This is a genomic window from Streptomyces sp. NPDC001393, assembly GCF_053597455.1.
Genome location: NZ_JBSFIH010000010.1, coordinates 1 through 15969 on the forward strand (window position 1 = coordinate 1; position 15969 = coordinate 15969).

Here is a 15969-nt window from a genome sequence, read left to right on the forward strand (position 1 = left end):
CCCGGCGTGCCCCACACCACCGGCCCCGTCTGCCACTCCACCGGCCGGCCGTCCCGCGCCACGTACTTGCCGTTGGACTCCATGTCCAGCTGCTGGAGGTAGGCGGTGAACTTCGACAGGTAGTGGCTGTACGGCAGCACCGCGTGCGACTGGGCGTCGTGGAAGTTGCCGTACCAGATGCCCAGCAGGCCCAGCAGCAGGGGCGCGTTGGCCTCGGCGGGAGCGGTGCGGAAGTGGTCGTCGACCAGGCGGAAGCCGTCGAGCATCTCCCGGAACCGGTCGGGTCCGATCGCGATCATCAGGGACAGGCCGATCGCGGAGTCGTACGAGTACCGGCCGCCGACCCAGTCCCAGAACTCGAACATGTTGGCCGGGTCGATGCCGAACCCGGTGACCTTCTCGGCGTTCGTGGACAGCGCCACGAAGTGCCGGGCGACGGCCTTCTCGTCACCGAGCGCGTCCACCAGCCACTTTCGGGCGGAGGTGGCGTTGGTGATGGTCTCGATGGTGGTGAAGGTCTTGGAGGCGATGATGAACAGCGTCTCGGCCGGGTCCAGGTCACGGGTGGCCTCGTGCAGGTCGGCGCCGTCCACGTTGGAGACGAAGCGGACCGTCAGGCCGCGGTCGGTGAAGCTGCGCAGCACCTCGTAGGCCATCGCGGGGCCCAGGTCGGAGCCGCCGATGCCGACGTTGACCACGTTCTTGATGCGCTTGCCGGTGTGGCCGGTCCAGTCACCGGAGCGGACGCGGTCGGCGAAGTCGCTCATCTTGTCGAGGACGGCGTGGACCTTCGGGACCACGTTCTCCCCGTCGACCTCGATCACCGCGTCGCGCGGGGCGCGCAGCGCGGTGTGCAGCACCGCACGGTTCTCGGTGACGTTGATCTTCTCGCCGCGGAACATGGCGTCCCGCAGGCCGAACACGTCCGTCGCGGCGGCCAGCTCGCGCAGCAGCCGCAGCGTCTCGTCGGTGACCAGGTGCTTGGAGTAGTCGACGTACAGATCGCCGACCTGGAGCGTGTACCCCTCGCCGCGCCCGGGGTCGCCGGCGAACAGCTCCCTGAGATGGGTGTCGGCCAGCTCCTCCCGGTGCTTGGCGAGAGCGGTCCACTCGGGCGTCTGGTTGAGCCTGGTACGGCCGTCTGCGTTCATTTCCGACTTCCGCCTTCTTTCGTGCCTGTCCCAGCTGTTCCAACCTAGTTGATCACTGCGCGCTACGAGCCGTCGTGACGCCGTCCTGCGGCGCAACAACAGGTACGTCCGGCTTGCGGGCCGGTATCAGCGAGGTGACGGCGAGGGCGAAGAGGGCGGCGGCCAGCAGGGCCGGTCCGTTCAGCCCGTACGTCCGGGCCGCCACTCCGCCGAGGAGGGCGCCGAGCGGGGCGCCGGAGGTCGAGGACGTGCGGAAGGCGGAGGCGATACGGCCCACCATCTCCTCGGGGCTGCGCTGCTGCATCAGGGTGACCTGGTTGACGTTCCACACCATGTTCATGGCGCCGAGCAGCAGCATGCCGGTGACGAGCGCGGCCAGGTACCGGACGGATCCGATGAGCAGCAACGACGCCGTCTGAACCGTGCCGGCGACGAGCAGCGCCCGCACTCGGCCGGTGCGGCGCGCGATGCGCTGCGCGACGAATCCGCCCGTGATGCTGCCCACCGAGAACGCCGTCATCGCGGCCGCGTATCCGGCGTTGCCCGCGTCCAGCCAGCGCGTCACGTGCAGTGCCAGGGTGGCGATCAGGGCGCCCATGCCGATGTTGCACAGCAGCGTGGCCACACAGGTCGCGCGCAGTGCCCGGTCGCCCCACAGGGCGCGCAGGCCCGCACCGATCTCCGTCCGCAGGGTGCTGCCCGCGGGGCGCGGCGCGCGCTCCGGCGGACGTATCCGCAGGGACGCCACCAGCGCGGCGGCCGCCAGGAAGGTGCTCGCGTCGGCCGCGAAGGGCATGAACGCGCCCGCCGCCAGCAGCAGCGGCACCAGCGGGGCGGCGAGCAGGCCGCCGGCGATCTGCTGGCCGGTCATCAGCCGGGCGTTGGCACCGCCCAGGGCCGCGCGGTCCACGAGCGCGGGCAGCAGGGCCGTGGCGGCGTTGTCGAAGAGGGTCTGGAGCGTGGTCAACACGAAGGCGAGGGCGAGCAGCAGAGGGATCGAGGCATGGCCCAGTCCCACGGCCACGGCGAATGCGGCCACCAGCAGGCCGCGGACCGTGTCCACGGCCCACATCGCCCGCCGCCCGTCGACCCGGTCGGCCATGGCCCCGCCGAGCAGCCCGAACAGCAGCCACGGCACATACCCACAGGCCGTCACCGAGGCGATGACCAGGGGTTCGTCGCTGAGCCGCACCGCGAGCAGGGGCAGCGCGGAGGTCCGTAACGCGTCCCCGAACCGGGAGACCACGGCAGCCGTCCACAGCCGCCCGAATCCCCCGCGCCACACGGGCGCCCGCATGCGCCCTTCCTCGACCGTCGCCACAGCTCCCCCCTCACAAAGCGCCCATGGACACATGGCGCCCATGGACACAAGGCGCCCATGGACACAAGGTAGAGGGAGCCACTGACAATCGACCGGCCGATGGGGGCGGATACGGCTCCGGCCAGGCACCTCAAGGCGCCCGGCCGGTGTCAAGTGCTAGATCTCGCCGCGCAGTTTGGCGAGCGCCTCGGCGAGGATCGCCTCGCCGTCCGCGTCGCTGCGCCGCTCCCGTACGTACGCAAGGTGCGTCTTGTACGGCTCGGTGCGCGGCGGGTCCGGCGGGTTGTCCCGGTCCTGTCCGGCCGGGAAGCCGCAGCGCGGGCAGTCCCAGGTCTCGGGCACCTGCGCGTCGCTGGCGAAGCTGGGCTGCGTCTCGTGCCCGTTGGAGCACCAGAAGGAGATGCGCAGACGCGGCGCGGACTCGCCGCGCTCGGCCTCGCCCATCGGCCCCGCCCCGACCCGGCTTCCTCGGATCGCGTTGCCACTTGCCACGGTGTAACTCCCTGCGTGATGGTGCCGCGAAGCGAGTCGGCGTTTCGCTTCGCTGCGAGCGCCTCAGTCTACGTAAGGCCCAACGCGCGTCCAGTGATTGGAGTTACAAGGGCCCCGCTCCCAGACGCAAGCCCCATGATAGGCCGCGCCCAGGAGCGCGTACCGAACATGGGGCCTTACGTACCGAATATGCGTGATGTGTGTGCTGCGCGGGTGTCGCCGGCTGTTCGTCCTCAGCTGTTCGTCTTCATGAGGATGCCGAGGACAATGATGCACGCGAACCACAGCAGGCCGACCACGATGGTGATCCGGTCGAGGTTGCGCTCGGCGACCGAGGAGCCGCCGACGGACGACGCCATGCCACCACCGAACATGTCGGAGAGGCCGCCGCCCTTCCCCTTGTGCATCAGCACCAGCAGCATCAGCAGCAGGCTGAAGACGATCAGGGCGATCGAGAACCCCAAAACCACGGCTGGACCAACTTCCTCGGATTCGGATGGACGACGGGGGCACAGCACGTCGGCGGTGCCCCCGCAAGAGTACGACGTATCGCCGCTAGCGCCTACTCACAGCGTGCGTCACTGATCGCGGAAACGCACGATCTTGACGAACTCGTCGGCGTCCAGCGAGGCGCCGCCGACCAGGGCGCCGTCGATGTCGGCCTTGGCCATGATCTCGGCGACGTTGCCGGCCTTCACGGAGCCGCCGTACTGGATGCGGACCTTGTCGGCCACGTCCTGGGAGTACAGCTCGGCGATCTTGGCGCGGATGGCCGCGCAGACCTCCTGGGCGTCGTCGGCGCCGCAGACCTTGCCGGTGCCGATGGCCCACACGGGCTCGTAGGCGATCACGACGGTCTCGGCCTGCTCGGCCGGGAGGTCCTTCAGACCGCCCTCGACCTGGGCGAGGGTGTGGGTGACGTGGTTGCCCGCCTCGCGGACGTCCAGCTCCTCGCCGACGCACAGGATCGGGGTGAGGCCGTGCTTGTAGGCGGCCTTGACCTTGGCGTTGACCAGCTCGTCGGTCTCGTTGTGGTACTGCCGGCGCTCGGAGTGGCCGACGACCACGTAGGTGCACCTCAGCTTGGCCAGCATCGGGCCGGAGATCTCGCCGGTGTAGGCGCCGACCTCGTGCTGGGAGATGTCCTGGGCGCCGTACTTCAGCCTGAGCTTGTCGCCCTCGACCAGGGTCTGCACCGTGCGCAGGTCGGTGAAGGGCGGCAGGACGGCGACCTCGACGGCCTCGTAGTCCTTGTCGGACAGGGCGAAGGCGAGCTTCTGGACGTGTGCGATGGCCTCGAGGTGGTTGAGGTTCATCTTCCAGTTGCCCGCCATCAGCGGCGTGCGGGTGGTCATGCGGGGTCAGTCCTCCAGTGCGGCGAGGCCGGGGAGCGTCTTGCCCTCGAGGTATTCGAGGGACGCGCCGCCGCCGGTCGAGATGTGGCCGAATGCGTTCTCGTCGAAGCCGAGCGTACGCACGGCCGCGGCGGAGTCACCGCCGCCGACGACGGTGAAGCCGTCCGAGTCGACGAGGGCCCGGGCGACCGCGGAGGTGCCCTGGGCGTAGTCGGGGTGCTCGAAGACGCCCATGGGACCGTTCCAGAAGACGGTCGCGGCGTCGGCGAGCTTCGAGGCGTACAGCTCCCGGGTCTTCGGGCCGATGTCCAGGCCCTCCTGGTCGGCGGGGATCTTGTCCGCGTCGACCACGGTGTACTCGGACGGCGCCTTGGTCTTCAGGTCCGGGAACTCCCGGGAGACCAGGACGTCGACGGGGAGCACCAGCTCGACGCCCTGCTTCTCGGCACGCTCCATGTACTCCGTGACGGCCGGGATCTGGTCCTCCTGCAGGAGGGAGATCCCGACCTCGTAGCCCTTGGCTTTGAGGAAGGTGTAGGCCATACCGCCGCCGATGAGCAGACGGTCGGCCTTGCCGAGCAGCTGGTCGATGACGGCGAGCTTGTCGGAGACCTTGGCGCCGCCGAGCGCGACGACGTAGGGGCGCTTGACGTCCTCGGTGAGCTGCTTCAGGACGCCGACCTCGGTGGCGATGAGGTAGCCGGCGTAGTGCGGCAGCTTCTTCGCCAGGTCGTAGACCGAGGCGTGCCCCCGGTGCACGGCACCGAAGCCGTCACCGACGTAGACGTCGGCGAGAGCGGCGAGCTGGTCGGCGAAGGCGGCGCGCTCGGCGTCGTCCTTGGAGGTCTCGCCGGGGTTGAAGCGCAGGTTCTCCAGGACGGCCACCTGGCCGTCGGCGAGGCCCGCGACCGTGTCCTGGGCGGAGGGGCCGACGGTGTCGGTCGCGAAGGCCACGGCGGAGCCGAGGAGTTCACCCAGGCGGGAGGCGGCCGGAGCGAGGGAGAAAGCGGGGTCCGGGGCGCCCTTGGGACGGCCCAGGTGCGAGGCGACGACCACCTTGGCGCCCGCGTCCGCGAGGGCCTTGACGGTGGGCAGCACGGCGCGGATCCGGCCGTCGTCGGTGATGGTGCCGTTTTCCAGCGGCACGTTGAGGTCGGCGCGGACGAAGACCCGCTTGCCGCTCACGCCGGCGGCGAGAAGTTCGTCGATCGTCTTCATTGAGTGGACTCCAAAGGAGGGCTCGTGGTGCACCTGATCGTAAAAGGACGTGGTCCGTACGCGAGACAGGGCCCGGACAGCGCGGCGGTGCGCTGCCCGAGCCCTGCTCTCACTTCACGGTCCTGCTGCTGCGATCTGCGGCGATCAGAGCTGGTTGCCGACGAAGACCGTGAGGTCCACGAGGCGGTTGGAGTAGCCCCACTCGTTGTCGTACCAGCCGATGACCTTCACGTTCTTGCCCTCCTGGACCATGGTCAGGGAGGAGTCGAAGGTGCAGGAGGCCGGGGCGTTGACGATGTCGGAGGAGACGATCGGGTCCTCGGTGTAGTCGAGGAGGCCCTTGAGCTCGCCCTCGGCGGCCTTCTGGAAGGCGGCGTTGACCTCTTCCTTGGTGACCTCGCGGCCGAGCTCCACGACCAGGTCGGTGACCGAGCCGGTCGGGACCGGGACGCGCATGGCGATGCCGTCCAGCTTGCCCTTGAGCTGCGGCAGGACCAGGGCGGTGGCCTTCGCGGCACCGGTGGTGGTCGGGATGATGTTCTCGGCGGCGGCGCGGGCGCGGCGCAGGTCCTTGTGCGGGAAGTCCAGGATGCGCTGGTCGTTCGTGTACGCGTGCACCGTGGTCATCAGACCCTTGACGATGCCGAAGTTCTCGTCGAGGACCTTCGCCATCGGGGCCACACAGTTGGTGGTGCAGGAGGCGTTGGAGATGACGTGATGGTTCGCCGGGTCGTACTTGTCCTGGTTGACGCCCATCACGATGGTGATGTCCTCGTCCTTGGCCGGGGCCGAGATGAGGACCTTCTTCGCGCCGCCGGCGATGTGCTTGGCGGCGTCTTCCTTCTTGGTGAAGATGCCGGTCGACTCGATGACGATGTCGACGCCCAGCTCGCCCCAGGGGATGTCGGCCGGGTTGCGCTCGGAGAGCACCTTGATGGTGTGGCCGTCCACGGTGATGGTGTCGGCCGTGTGGGAGACCTCCTGCTTGAGGCGACCCAGGATCGTGTCGTACTTGAGCAGGTGAGCGGTGGTCGCGGTGTCACCCAGGTCGTTGACAGCCACAACCTCGATGTCCGCCCCCTGCTCCAGCAGCGCGCGGAAGTAGTTACGCCCGATGCGGCCGAAGCCGTTGATGCCTACGCGGATCGTCACGAACCGATCTCCTCGTTGGTACGCCGGCCATGCGGTGCCGGCGAGCTCTGTTTGGGATGTCCCCGACCACCACCGACCCTACCTCCCGGAGGGCCCCGGAGTGACATCGAGATGGCCCATACACGGGCAGGCATTCCGTACCCGCCAGTAGAGGTACGGACCGCCCCGGATCGGCAGTGGATTCACTCGTATTTAGTACGGAATGCCGGGCGGTTTTTGCGCCCTCTTCACTCGTTCGTGAGCGGGTCGGCTCACTTGATCAGGACCCCTTCCGCGCACCGTTGAGAGGGCTCCCGCTCACCTGTTGGAACAAGGCGAGCGGGATCTGTCAACGTGGCGCCCCTCACTCGTCGGACGTGGCGCCCCTCACTCGCTGAGCGCCGCCATCGCCTTCCTCACCAGGGCTGCCCGGTCGGCCGCCGACGACACCCGTTCCAGGCCGAAACCGAGCAGCACGGTGTGGTCCGTGGTGACCGCTCCGTAGGTCTGGAACAGCGCCCCGGAGCGCACCCAGTCCTTCACCGCCGGCGGGCTGCCCGCGGGCGGTCCGGCCACGTGCCAGGCGCCCAGGGACGACTCGAATCCCTCGGTCTCCTTCACCGTTCCGCCGACGACGAGCGAGGCGTCGTCCGCGAGCACGCCGTGTCCGCCGGTGCCCGAGTCGGTGATGTAGCTGATCGAGACCTCGACGGACTTCCCGGCGTAGGCGCTCAGGTCGAAGCTGACCTGCTGCCAGCCGCCGGAGCTGCCGGTGAGGCTGTTCCAGGAGCCGGTCGTACCACTCGCGGTGCAGGCGTTGTTCGCCAGTGTCAGGTAGTGCTTCAGCCACGGATGCTCGGCGATCAGGAACCCCTGCCCGCAGTCCGCCGGCACGGCCGTCCTCGTGGCGCCCCCGCTCTCCGGCAGCGTGGTCCAGTCGTCGGCGCCGACGGTGTGCGCCTCGATCACCGCGTGGTCGTAGCCCGGCTCGGTGTCCCACAGCAGCCGGGTGCGCAGGGCCGGCTTGTCGGCGGCGCTGACACCGGTGAGGTCGAAGGTGCGGGTGAGGCGCTTGTAGGCGTTGTCGGTGTGCACGGCGGCGGCCATGTACGACCCGGCATACGGCCCGTAGGGGTCGGCCGTCCCGGCGAACCGGCCCGCGCCCGCGCTCTTGAACTGCGGGTACGCGGACACCGGAAGCTCGTCCGAGGTGACGCCGTAGGTGCCGGCCGCCTCCAGCGGGTTGCCCGGTGCGTCGCCGAGGGCACCGGAGTAGCCGTCCAGGGCGCCGGTGCCGGTGAAGCCGGTGGCTCCCTTGGTCGTCGTACGGCTGTAGGCGCCCAAGTAGTACTGGCTGAAGTCGTCCGAGAGGGTGCCGTCGCCGAGGTCGACGCTGCCGCCGGCCTGTTCACCGGCCTCGATCAGCCGGCCGCCCTCGTTGAGGTAGGCGCGCAGCTGGAGCTGGGTGGCGTTGCCGGGGCCGGCGGCGCCCGAGTAGTGCACGACCGTCTTGAAGTGCTTCAGTACGCCGAGCGCGTGGGGGGCTCCCTGGGTGGCGACGTCCCACACCATCGCCGTGTGTCCGGCCGCCCTGACGGCGTCCACGTACTTCTGCGCCTGGGTCGCGGCCGCGCCCTCCTCGGCGACGACGAGCGTGTCGGCCTTCGGCCGCTCGGCGACGGTGTACGTGAAGTGCGAGCCGGCGACCTTCCTGCCGTCCTTCGTCTCGCCGGTGAACCAGACCTCCACCGTGTCGCCCGGCTTGCCGCCCTGCACCCTGGCCCGGTACTCGTCGAAGTACAGGTCGTCGTGGCCGCCGTAGGTCCGGCCGCCCTTCCAGCGCCGCAGGGCCCGGTCGTGGGTACGGCCACCGTTGACGCGGTACTTCAGCTCCTTGTCGCGGATCGCCTTGCGGACGACGACGGAGACCTCCTGGTCCGCACCCCGCGCGTACGACGTGGGGAACGTGGCCGGGGTGAAGTCGGCGGCGCTCAGCCCGACCGAGGAGACGGGGCTGTCCGGGTGCACGGCGGTCTCGGCGACGGAGAGCGCGAACGGGATGTTCTTGGCGAACTCCTGCTGGATCAGCTTCTCGTCGTCGGGGAAGTTGAAGACCGACTGGCAGTCCTCGGGCTTCCAGGCGTCGTTCGGGTCGATGGCCGACGCGGTCTGGCAGGTCGACATCTCGGGGGTGAACATGGCGATGCCGTTGACGTTCGACGCGTGCCCGTCCGCCTCGCCGTTGGTGGTGTACAGCTCCGAGGAGACCTGCGAACGGTAGCCGGGGATGGCCGGGTTGTCCGGGGTGCCGGCGAGTGCCTTGTAGAGGACGTCGTCCGGGGTGGGGGTGGCGACCTGCCAGCCGACGCCGTAGAGGAGGAGTTCGGCGGCGGAGTGGTAGTTGACGGCGTACCGGAACCCGACGCGTTTCTCGAAGCCGTCCAGCGCCTTCGTCTCGGGCTCGGACTCGGGGCTCGCGCCGCGGTAGGTCTCGCTGGTGGGGTCGGGGGACGAACCCTCGTCGTCGTAGTCCCACTTGTAGGGGAAGTTGCGGTTGAGGTCGACGCCGTCACCCGTGCCGATGACACCGTCGCCGTTGACGTCCCGCAGGTTCTTGCGCCACAGGCGGGTCGTGGAGTTCTTGAACGTGTAGTCGTAGCCGTCGGGGTTGGCCGAGATGACGAACCACAGCTCGGTGGAGTCGACGATCCTCCGGATGCGCTGGTCGGTCCTGTAGCGGTCCAGGTAGTAGTGCATCAGGCGCCGGGTCATCTCCGGAGTGATCCACTCACGGGCGTGCTGGTTGGACAGATACAGCACGGACGGCTTGGAGCCGTCCTTCGTCTTCCTGGCTCCCCTGGTCAATTTGAGGGCGAGGATGTCCTGGCCGTCGACCGTCTTTCCGATGGACTCGACCTTGGTCAGACCCGGGTTGGCCTGGGCGGTGCGGAGGATCTCCTGCTTGAGTCCGCCGCTTCCGCCGTAGGGGCGGAACACGCCCTGGGAGGCCTTCTCGATGAGCGCCCGTGCCTTGGCCGGCACGGTGTGCTCGGTGAGGTCGACGCCCTGTTCGCGGAGTTTCGCGGCCTGCTGGTCGGTGAGGTAGACCTCGACCTCGGATTTCCCGGCCTTTCCGCCCCCGGCGGCCTGCTCGGCGAGTTCGTCACCGTCCTGACCGGCCTTGAGAAGCAGGGGTATCTGCTGCTTGGTGACCTCGGCACGGAAGACCTTGACCGCGTCCGGGTCGGACCGCGCCGGGCTTCCGCTCCGTGCCTGGGCTACGGGTGCGAGGCTCGCTCCGCCGATCAGGAGCGCGCCGACAGCGAGGATCGATCTCGCTCTGTGTCTCATGAACCCCCCTAGCGGTGGTCCGCCACAGCGGCGAACAGGTTGCCAGGCTCATGTCAGTCAAAGATCGAGTCAAGAGCGCCTAACGGCCACGCACCTGACGGTTCGCCGGGTACGCGAAGGCCGGTGCCCAGGCCTCAACTGGCCCTCGGCACCGGCCCGTTGGCCCCGCCGGCTCAGCCGGCCAGGTTGTCCGCCAGCTCCTCACTGAGGTTCGCCTCCGTGCCCGGGATGCCCAGGTCGGCGGCGCGCTTGTCGGCCATGGCCAGCAGGCGGCGGATACGGCCCGCGACCGCGTCCTTCGTCAGCGGCGGGTCGGCGAGCGCGCCCAGCTCCTCCAGCGAGGCCTGCTTGTGCTCCATGCGCAGGCGTCCGGCGGCGGCGAGGTGCTCGGGGACCTCCTCGCCCAGGATCTCCAGCGCCCGCTGCACCCGCGCACCGGCGGCCACGGCGGCCCGGGCCGAACGGCGCAGGTTGGCGTCGTCGAAGTTGGCGAGCCGGTTGGCCGTCGCCCGCACCTCGCGGCGCATCCGGCGCTCCTCCCAGGCCAGCACCGACTCGTGCGCGCCGAGCCGGGTCAGCAGCGCGCCGATCGCGTCGCCGTCGCGGACGACCACCCGGTCCACGCCCCGCACCTCACGGGCCTTCGCGGCGATCGACAGCCGGCGGGCGGCGCCGACCAGCGCGAGCGCGGCCTCCGGGCCCGGGCAGGTCACCTCCAGGGAGGAGGAACGACCGGGCTCGGTCAGCGAGCCGTGCGCCAGGAAGGCGCCGCGCCAGGCCGCCTCCGCGTCACAGGTGGCCCCGGAGACCACCTGCGGGGGCAGGCCGCGGATCGGACGGCCCCGGCCGTCCACCAGCCCCGTCTGACGGGCCAGCTGGTCGCCGCCCGCGACGACACGTACGACATAGCGCGAGCCGCGGCGCAGCCCGCCGGGCGCCATCACGATCAGCTCGGAGCTGTGGCCGAAGATCTCCAGGATGTCCCGCTTGAGACGGCGGGCCGCCATCGCGGTGTCCAGCTCCGCCTCGATCACGATGCGCCCGCTCACCAGGTGAAGGCCGCCGGCGAACCGCAGGATGGCGGAGACCTCCGCCTTCCTGCAGCAGGTCCGGGTGACGGGTAGCCGGGAGATCTCGTCCTTCACCGCTGCCGTCATCGCCATGGGCCGATCCTTCCATGCATCCGAAAAATACGGTCGTACGCGGCGGCCAACAGCTCCGGGTCGTGCCGGGGTGTTCCGTCGGTCCGGGCCACCGGCGCCAGCTCGACCGCGGCTCCCAGCCGCTTGGCGGCCTCGGTGAGCGAGTCGCGATCGGGCACGGCGGCCTCGTCGGCCAGCACCACGTCCAGGGCGAGTTTAGGGGCGTGTCGGCCCAAAACCTCCAAATGACGCTGCGGGGAGAAGCCCTCGGTTTCTCCCGGCTGCGGGGCGAGGTTCAACGACAGCACCTTGCGTGCCTTGGTCTCGGTGAGGGCGTCCAGCAGCTCGGGGACGAGCAGGTGCGGGATCACCGAGGAGAACCAGGAGCCGGGGCCGAGCACCACCCAGTCGGCGTCCAGGACCGCCGCAACGGCCTCGGGCACGGCCGGCGGGTCGTGCGGCACCAGGTGCACCGACTGGACCTCGCCGGTCGTGAGGGCGACATTCGCCTGCCCGCGCACGGTGTCCACCTCGTCCGGGCGCTTGGGGTCGTGCCCCTTGACCAGGGCCTGCAGCTCCAGCGGTACGGCGGACATGGGCAGCACCCGGCCGTGCGCGCCGAGCAGTTTGCCGACCAGGTCCAGGGCCTGCACATGGTCGCCGAGCTGCTCCCACAGGGCGACGATCAGCAGGTTGCCGACCGCGTGCTCGTGCAGATCGCCCTGGGACTGGAAGCGGTGCTGGATGACCCGGGCCCAGGTCTGGCCCCACTCGTCGTCGCCGCACAGTGCGGCCAGCGCCTTGCGCAGGTCGCCGGGCGGCAGCACGCCCAGCTCGTCGCGCAGCCGGCCGCTGGAGCCACCGTCGTCGGCCACGGTGACGACGGCGGTGAGATCACCGGTGATCCGGCGCAGCGCGGCGAGCGAGGCGGACAGACCCATGCCGCCGCCGAGCGCGACCACCTTCGGCTGGGCGCCCCGGCGGCGGGGCCGGCCGCCGCGGGCTTCGGCGGGGCGGGCCGCTCCCTCGGTCGTGGCACGGCTGGCGCGCCCCTCCGGCACCATCCGGCGCAGCCTGCCGAGCCGCCGTGTACGTTCCGTCATTCCCGTCCCATGTCCCGGTGTACGACCACCGTCTCCACGCCCTCGGCCGCGAGACGCGCGGCGAGCTTCTCCGACATCGCGACCGAGCGGTGCTTGCCGCCGGTACAGCCGATGGCGATCGTCACATACCGCTTGCCCTCGCGCCGGTAGCCCGCCGCGATCAGGCGCAGCAGTTCCGCGTACCGGTCGAGGAAGTCCTTCGCGCCCGGCTGGTTGAAGACATAGGCGGCGACCTCCTCGTTGAGACCGGTGAAGGGGCGCAGCTCCGGGACCCAGTGCGGGTTGGGCAGGAACCGCATGTCCGCGACCAGGTCGGCGTCGACCGGGAGGCCGTACTTGAAGCCGAAGGACATCACGGTGGCCCGCAGCTCGGGCTCCTCCTCGCCGGCGAACTGGGCGTCCATCTTGGCGCGCAGCTCGTGCACGTTCAGGCTGGAGGTGTCGATCACCAGGTCGGCGTCGCCGCGCAGCTCGCGCAGCAGCTCGCGTTCGGCGGCGATGCCGTCCACGATGCGGCCGTCGCCCTGCAGCGGGTGCGGGCGGCGCACCGACTCGAAGCGGCGCACCAAGGCCTCGTCGGAGGACTCGAGGAAGACGATCCGCCGGGTGACGCCCCGGGTGTCGAGGTCGGCGAGGGATTCGCGCAGGTTGTCGAAGAAGCGCCGGCCGCGTACATCCACCACGACCGCGATCCGCGCCACATTGCCCTGTGAGCGGGCGCCCAGCTCCACCATGGTGGGGATGAGGGCGGGCGGGAGGTTGTCCACGACGAACCAGCCGAGGTCCTCCAGACACTTCGCCGCCGTCGACCGTCCGGCTCCGGACATGCCGGAGATGATCACCAGCTCGGGGATGGCCGCCTCCGGGCCTGCGGCCGGCGTACCGTCCGTGCTCACCTGTGCTCCGTTTTCCTGGGCCGCGGGCTGCTCGCCGGCCGCGGGGTGCGGCTGATCCTGCCCCGCTTCCGTGTGGGCCCGATCTCGCTCTGCTGTGGGCTGTTCGTCGTGCTCGGTCATCTCTCCTGCCCCCGTCGTTCGTCCGGGAGGCCCGCGGTTACGGGCTCCCCCGGGGAACCCGCCGTCGTATCGGGTTCCCCGTCATCCATGATCTCTCCGGTCGCCGTGTTCACGGCGGGTGCGGCCGGAGCCGCCTGGGCGAGGGCCGCGGCGATGGTCTCGGCCGTCTTCCGGCCTATCCCGGGCACCTCCTGGATCTCCTCGATTGTGGCGGACCGCAGCTTCTTCACCGAGCCGAAATGCTTGATGAGCGCCTGTTTGCGGGTCTCGCCGAGGCCGGGGACGTCGTCCAGGGGACCGGCCCGGAAGCGCTTGGCGCGCTTGGTGCGCTGGTATGTGATCGCGAACCGGTGGGCCTCGTCACGAACGCGCTGGAGCAGATAGAGGCCCTCGCTGGTGCGGGGCAGGACCACCGGGTCGTCGTCGCCGGGCAGCCAGACCTCCTCCAGGCGCTTGGCGAGGCCGCAGACGGCGATGTCGTCGATGCCCAGCTCGTCCAGGGCGCGCCGGGCCGCGGCGACCTGGGGCTGCCCGCCGTCGACCACGACGAGCTGGGGCGGATAGGCGAACTTCTTCGGACGGCCGTCGTCGTCCTTGAGGAAGTTGGTGATCTCGTCCGGGCCGGTGAGGGTGCCGTCGCCGTCGCTGAGGGCGTCCTCGGTGCAGGAGCCGTCGGCCCACTCCCCCGTCTTCTCCTTCTCGGCGAGGTACCGCCTGAAGCGGCGGGTGATCACCTCGTGCATGGAGCGGACGTCGTCCTGGCCCGCGAAGCCCTTGATCTGGAAGCGGCGGTACTCGCTCTTGCGCTGCAGGCCGTCCTCGAAGACCACCATGGAGGCGACCACGTCGTCGCCCTGGAGGTGGGAGATGTCGTAGCACTCCATGCGCAGCGGGGCGCTGTCCAGGTCGAGGGCCTCGGCGATCTCCTCCAGGGCGCGTGAGCGCGTGGTCAGGTCGGAGGCGCGCTTGGTCTTGTGCAGCGCGAGCGCTTGCTGGGCGTTGCGCTGCACGGTCTCCATGAGCGCCTTCTTGTCACCGCGCTGCGGGATGCGCAGCGAGACGTTCGCTCCGCGGCGCCCGGTCAGCCACTCCTGGACCGGTTCGACGGGCTCGGGCAGCGCCGGGACCAGGACCTCCTTGGGGACGGAGTCCCCGGTCTCCTCGCCGTAGAGCTGCTGCAGGGCGTGCTCGACCAGGGCGCCGGTGGTGATCTCCTCGACCTTGTCGGTCACCCAGCCGCGCTGGCCGCGCACCCGGCCGCCGCGCACATGGAAGATCTGGACGGCCGCCTCCAGCTCGTCCTCGGCGACGGCGATGAGATCGGCGTCCGTCGCGTCGGCGAGTACGACGGCGTTCTTCTCCATGGCCTTTCGAAGGGCCTCGATGTCGTCGCGCAGCCGCGCCGCCCGCTCGTACTCCATCTCCTCGGCCGCCTCCGTCATCTGCTTCTCCAGACGGCGGAGGTAGGTGCCGGTGCGGCCGGCCATGAAGTCGCAGAACTCCTCGGCCAGGTCCCGGTGGTCCTCGGGGCTGATCCGGCCGACGCAGGGGGCGGAGCACTTGCCGATGTACCCGAGCAGGCACGGGCGGCCGGTGCGGGCGGCGTTCTTGAACACGCCGGCCGAGCAGGTGCGCACCGGGAACACGCGCAGCAGCAGGTCGACGGTGTCCCGGATGGCCCACGCGTGCGCGTACGGCCCGAAGTACCGAACGCCCTTCTTCTTGTGACCACGCATCACCTGCACGCGCGGGAACTCCTCGTTCATCGTCACCGCGAGGTACGGGTAGCTCTTGTCGTCGCGGTACTTGACGTTGAACCGGGGGTCGAACTCCTTGATCCAGGAGTACTCCAGCTGGAGGGCCTCCACCTCCGTGGACACCACGGTCCATTCCACGGACGCGGCGGTGGTCACCATCGTCCGGGTGCGCGGGTGCAGGTTCGCCAGGTCCTGGAAGTAGTTCGCCAGGCGCTGGCGCAGGCTTTTCGCCTTTCCGACGTAGATCACCCGGCGGTGCTCGTCACGGAACCTGTACACCCCGGGGGAGTCCGGGATCTCACCCGGCCTGGGGCGGTAGCTGGAGGGATCGGCCATGTCTCACACCCTACTGGCGAGCACCGACACCGCGTCGGGCCTGTGGACAACGCCCACGCCCGTGCCGTTCACCTGTCCACAGCCCATCCCGTGTCCGCCGTGCGGCAGGCCCGTGTCGATCACGTGCCGGACGATCCGGAACGCCTCGTCGAGCGGCACGGAGGCCTCGTCGGGGTACGTCTCACGCTGCCGGTGTTGCACACCGCGGACAGTAGGCGCCCTACGGGGCCGGTCAGCCAGGTTTCGAGCCGGCCCTCGGCGATCCGCCGCCGCGGCACGGTGACCGCCTCCGCCTCCGTCACGGCGTGCCATCACCGGTCACGGGCCGTGCGATCGCCGGTCACGGCATCGCCGTCGAAGGTCCAGGTTCCGGTCACGTGTCGATCTTCCCATCGGGCGACTGGGGCGGGCGTGACCCTCGTGGCAGAAAGCCCCGGCGCGGAGCCGCGGCCCGGCCAGGGGCGGCCGTGGCGGGTTCGAGGTGTTGTCGGGGTCTGGTCAACACGCTTCAATGCGGGGGAACTCGGGGCCGTGCACGCGCTCGAACAGGTGCGGCGTGCGCAGCCAGGGGCGTCCACCGCGCCCACGGGGGTGGC

13 protein-coding genes are annotated in these 15969 nt (G+C 70.1%); all 13 read right to left on the reverse strand.

The genetic code is table 11. From position 1 onward, the window contains the following. Positions 1-1151: glucose-6-phosphate isomerase (gene pgi, locus ACWC2T_RS13980; RefSeq protein ID WP_450670605.1), on the reverse strand; the 1151-nt coding region annotated here is incomplete at its 3' end. Between the two features lie 52 nt (positions 1152-1203). Then, the gene (locus ACWC2T_RS13985; RefSeq protein WP_450670606.1) at positions 1204-2448 is read right to left on the reverse strand and encodes an MFS transporter; all 1245 of its coding nucleotides are present in this window, start codon (positions 2446-2448) and stop codon (positions 1204-1206) included. Between the two features lie 180 nt (positions 2449-2628). After that, complete coding sequence (locus ACWC2T_RS13990; RefSeq protein WP_007448238.1) at positions 2629-2916, reverse strand: RNA polymerase-binding protein RbpA; 288 nt, start codon at positions 2914-2916, stop codon at positions 2629-2631. A gap of 281 nt (positions 2917-3197) precedes the next feature. Then, the gene (gene secG, locus ACWC2T_RS13995) at positions 3198-3428 is read right to left on the reverse strand and encodes a preprotein translocase subunit SecG (RefSeq protein WP_388754572.1); all 231 of its coding nucleotides are present in this window, start codon (positions 3426-3428) and stop codon (positions 3198-3200) included. A 114-nt stretch (positions 3429-3542) separates the two neighbouring features. Continuing rightward, complete coding sequence (gene tpiA, locus ACWC2T_RS14000; protein ID WP_450670607.1) at positions 3543-4319, reverse strand: triose-phosphate isomerase; 777 nt, start codon at positions 4317-4319, stop codon at positions 3543-3545. A gap of 6 nt (positions 4320-4325) precedes the next feature. Then, positions 4326-5537: a phosphoglycerate kinase gene (locus tag ACWC2T_RS14005; protein WP_450670608.1), complete on the reverse strand. Its 1212-nt coding sequence runs from the start codon at positions 5535-5537 to the stop codon at positions 4326-4328. 144 nt (positions 5538-5681) lie between these two features. Further along, on the reverse strand, positions 5682-6689 hold the full coding sequence (gene gap, locus ACWC2T_RS14010; protein ID WP_069781521.1) for a type I glyceraldehyde-3-phosphate dehydrogenase: 1008 nt from the start codon (positions 6687-6689) through the stop codon (positions 5682-5684). 366 nt (positions 6690-7055) lie between these two features. Then, entirely contained in the window at positions 7056-10019 is a 2964-nt protein-coding gene (locus ACWC2T_RS14015) for a M14 family zinc carboxypeptidase (RefSeq protein ID WP_450670609.1), read from the reverse strand. Between the two features lie 173 nt (positions 10020-10192). Beyond that, positions 10193-11182: a DNA-binding protein WhiA gene (whiA, locus tag ACWC2T_RS14020; RefSeq protein ID WP_067125808.1), complete on the reverse strand. Its 990-nt coding sequence runs from the start codon at positions 11180-11182 to the stop codon at positions 10193-10195. Then, positions 11173-12264 (reverse strand): gluconeogenesis factor YvcK family protein, encoded by a 1092-nt coding sequence (locus ACWC2T_RS14025; RefSeq protein WP_450670610.1) that lies wholly within the window; start codon positions 12262-12264, stop codon positions 11173-11175. Before ACWC2T_RS14025 ends, whiA begins: the two co-directional genes overlap by 10 nt. Beyond that, on the reverse strand, positions 12261-13280 hold the full coding sequence (rapZ, locus tag ACWC2T_RS14030; RefSeq protein WP_450670611.1) for an RNase adapter RapZ: 1020 nt from the start codon (positions 13278-13280) through the stop codon (positions 12261-12263). Before rapZ ends, ACWC2T_RS14025 begins: the two co-directional genes overlap by 4 nt. Beyond that, entirely contained in the window at positions 13277-15373 is a 2097-nt protein-coding gene (gene uvrC, locus ACWC2T_RS14035) for an excinuclease ABC subunit UvrC (protein WP_450670612.1), read from the reverse strand. The genes rapZ and uvrC overlap by 4 nt, the downstream gene beginning before the upstream one ends. 3 nt (positions 15374-15376) lie before the next feature. Beyond that, the gene (locus ACWC2T_RS14040) at positions 15377-15574 is read right to left on the reverse strand and encodes a hypothetical protein (RefSeq protein WP_450670613.1); all 198 of its coding nucleotides are present in this window, start codon (positions 15572-15574) and stop codon (positions 15377-15379) included. Between the last annotated feature and the right edge of the window lie 395 nt (positions 15575-15969).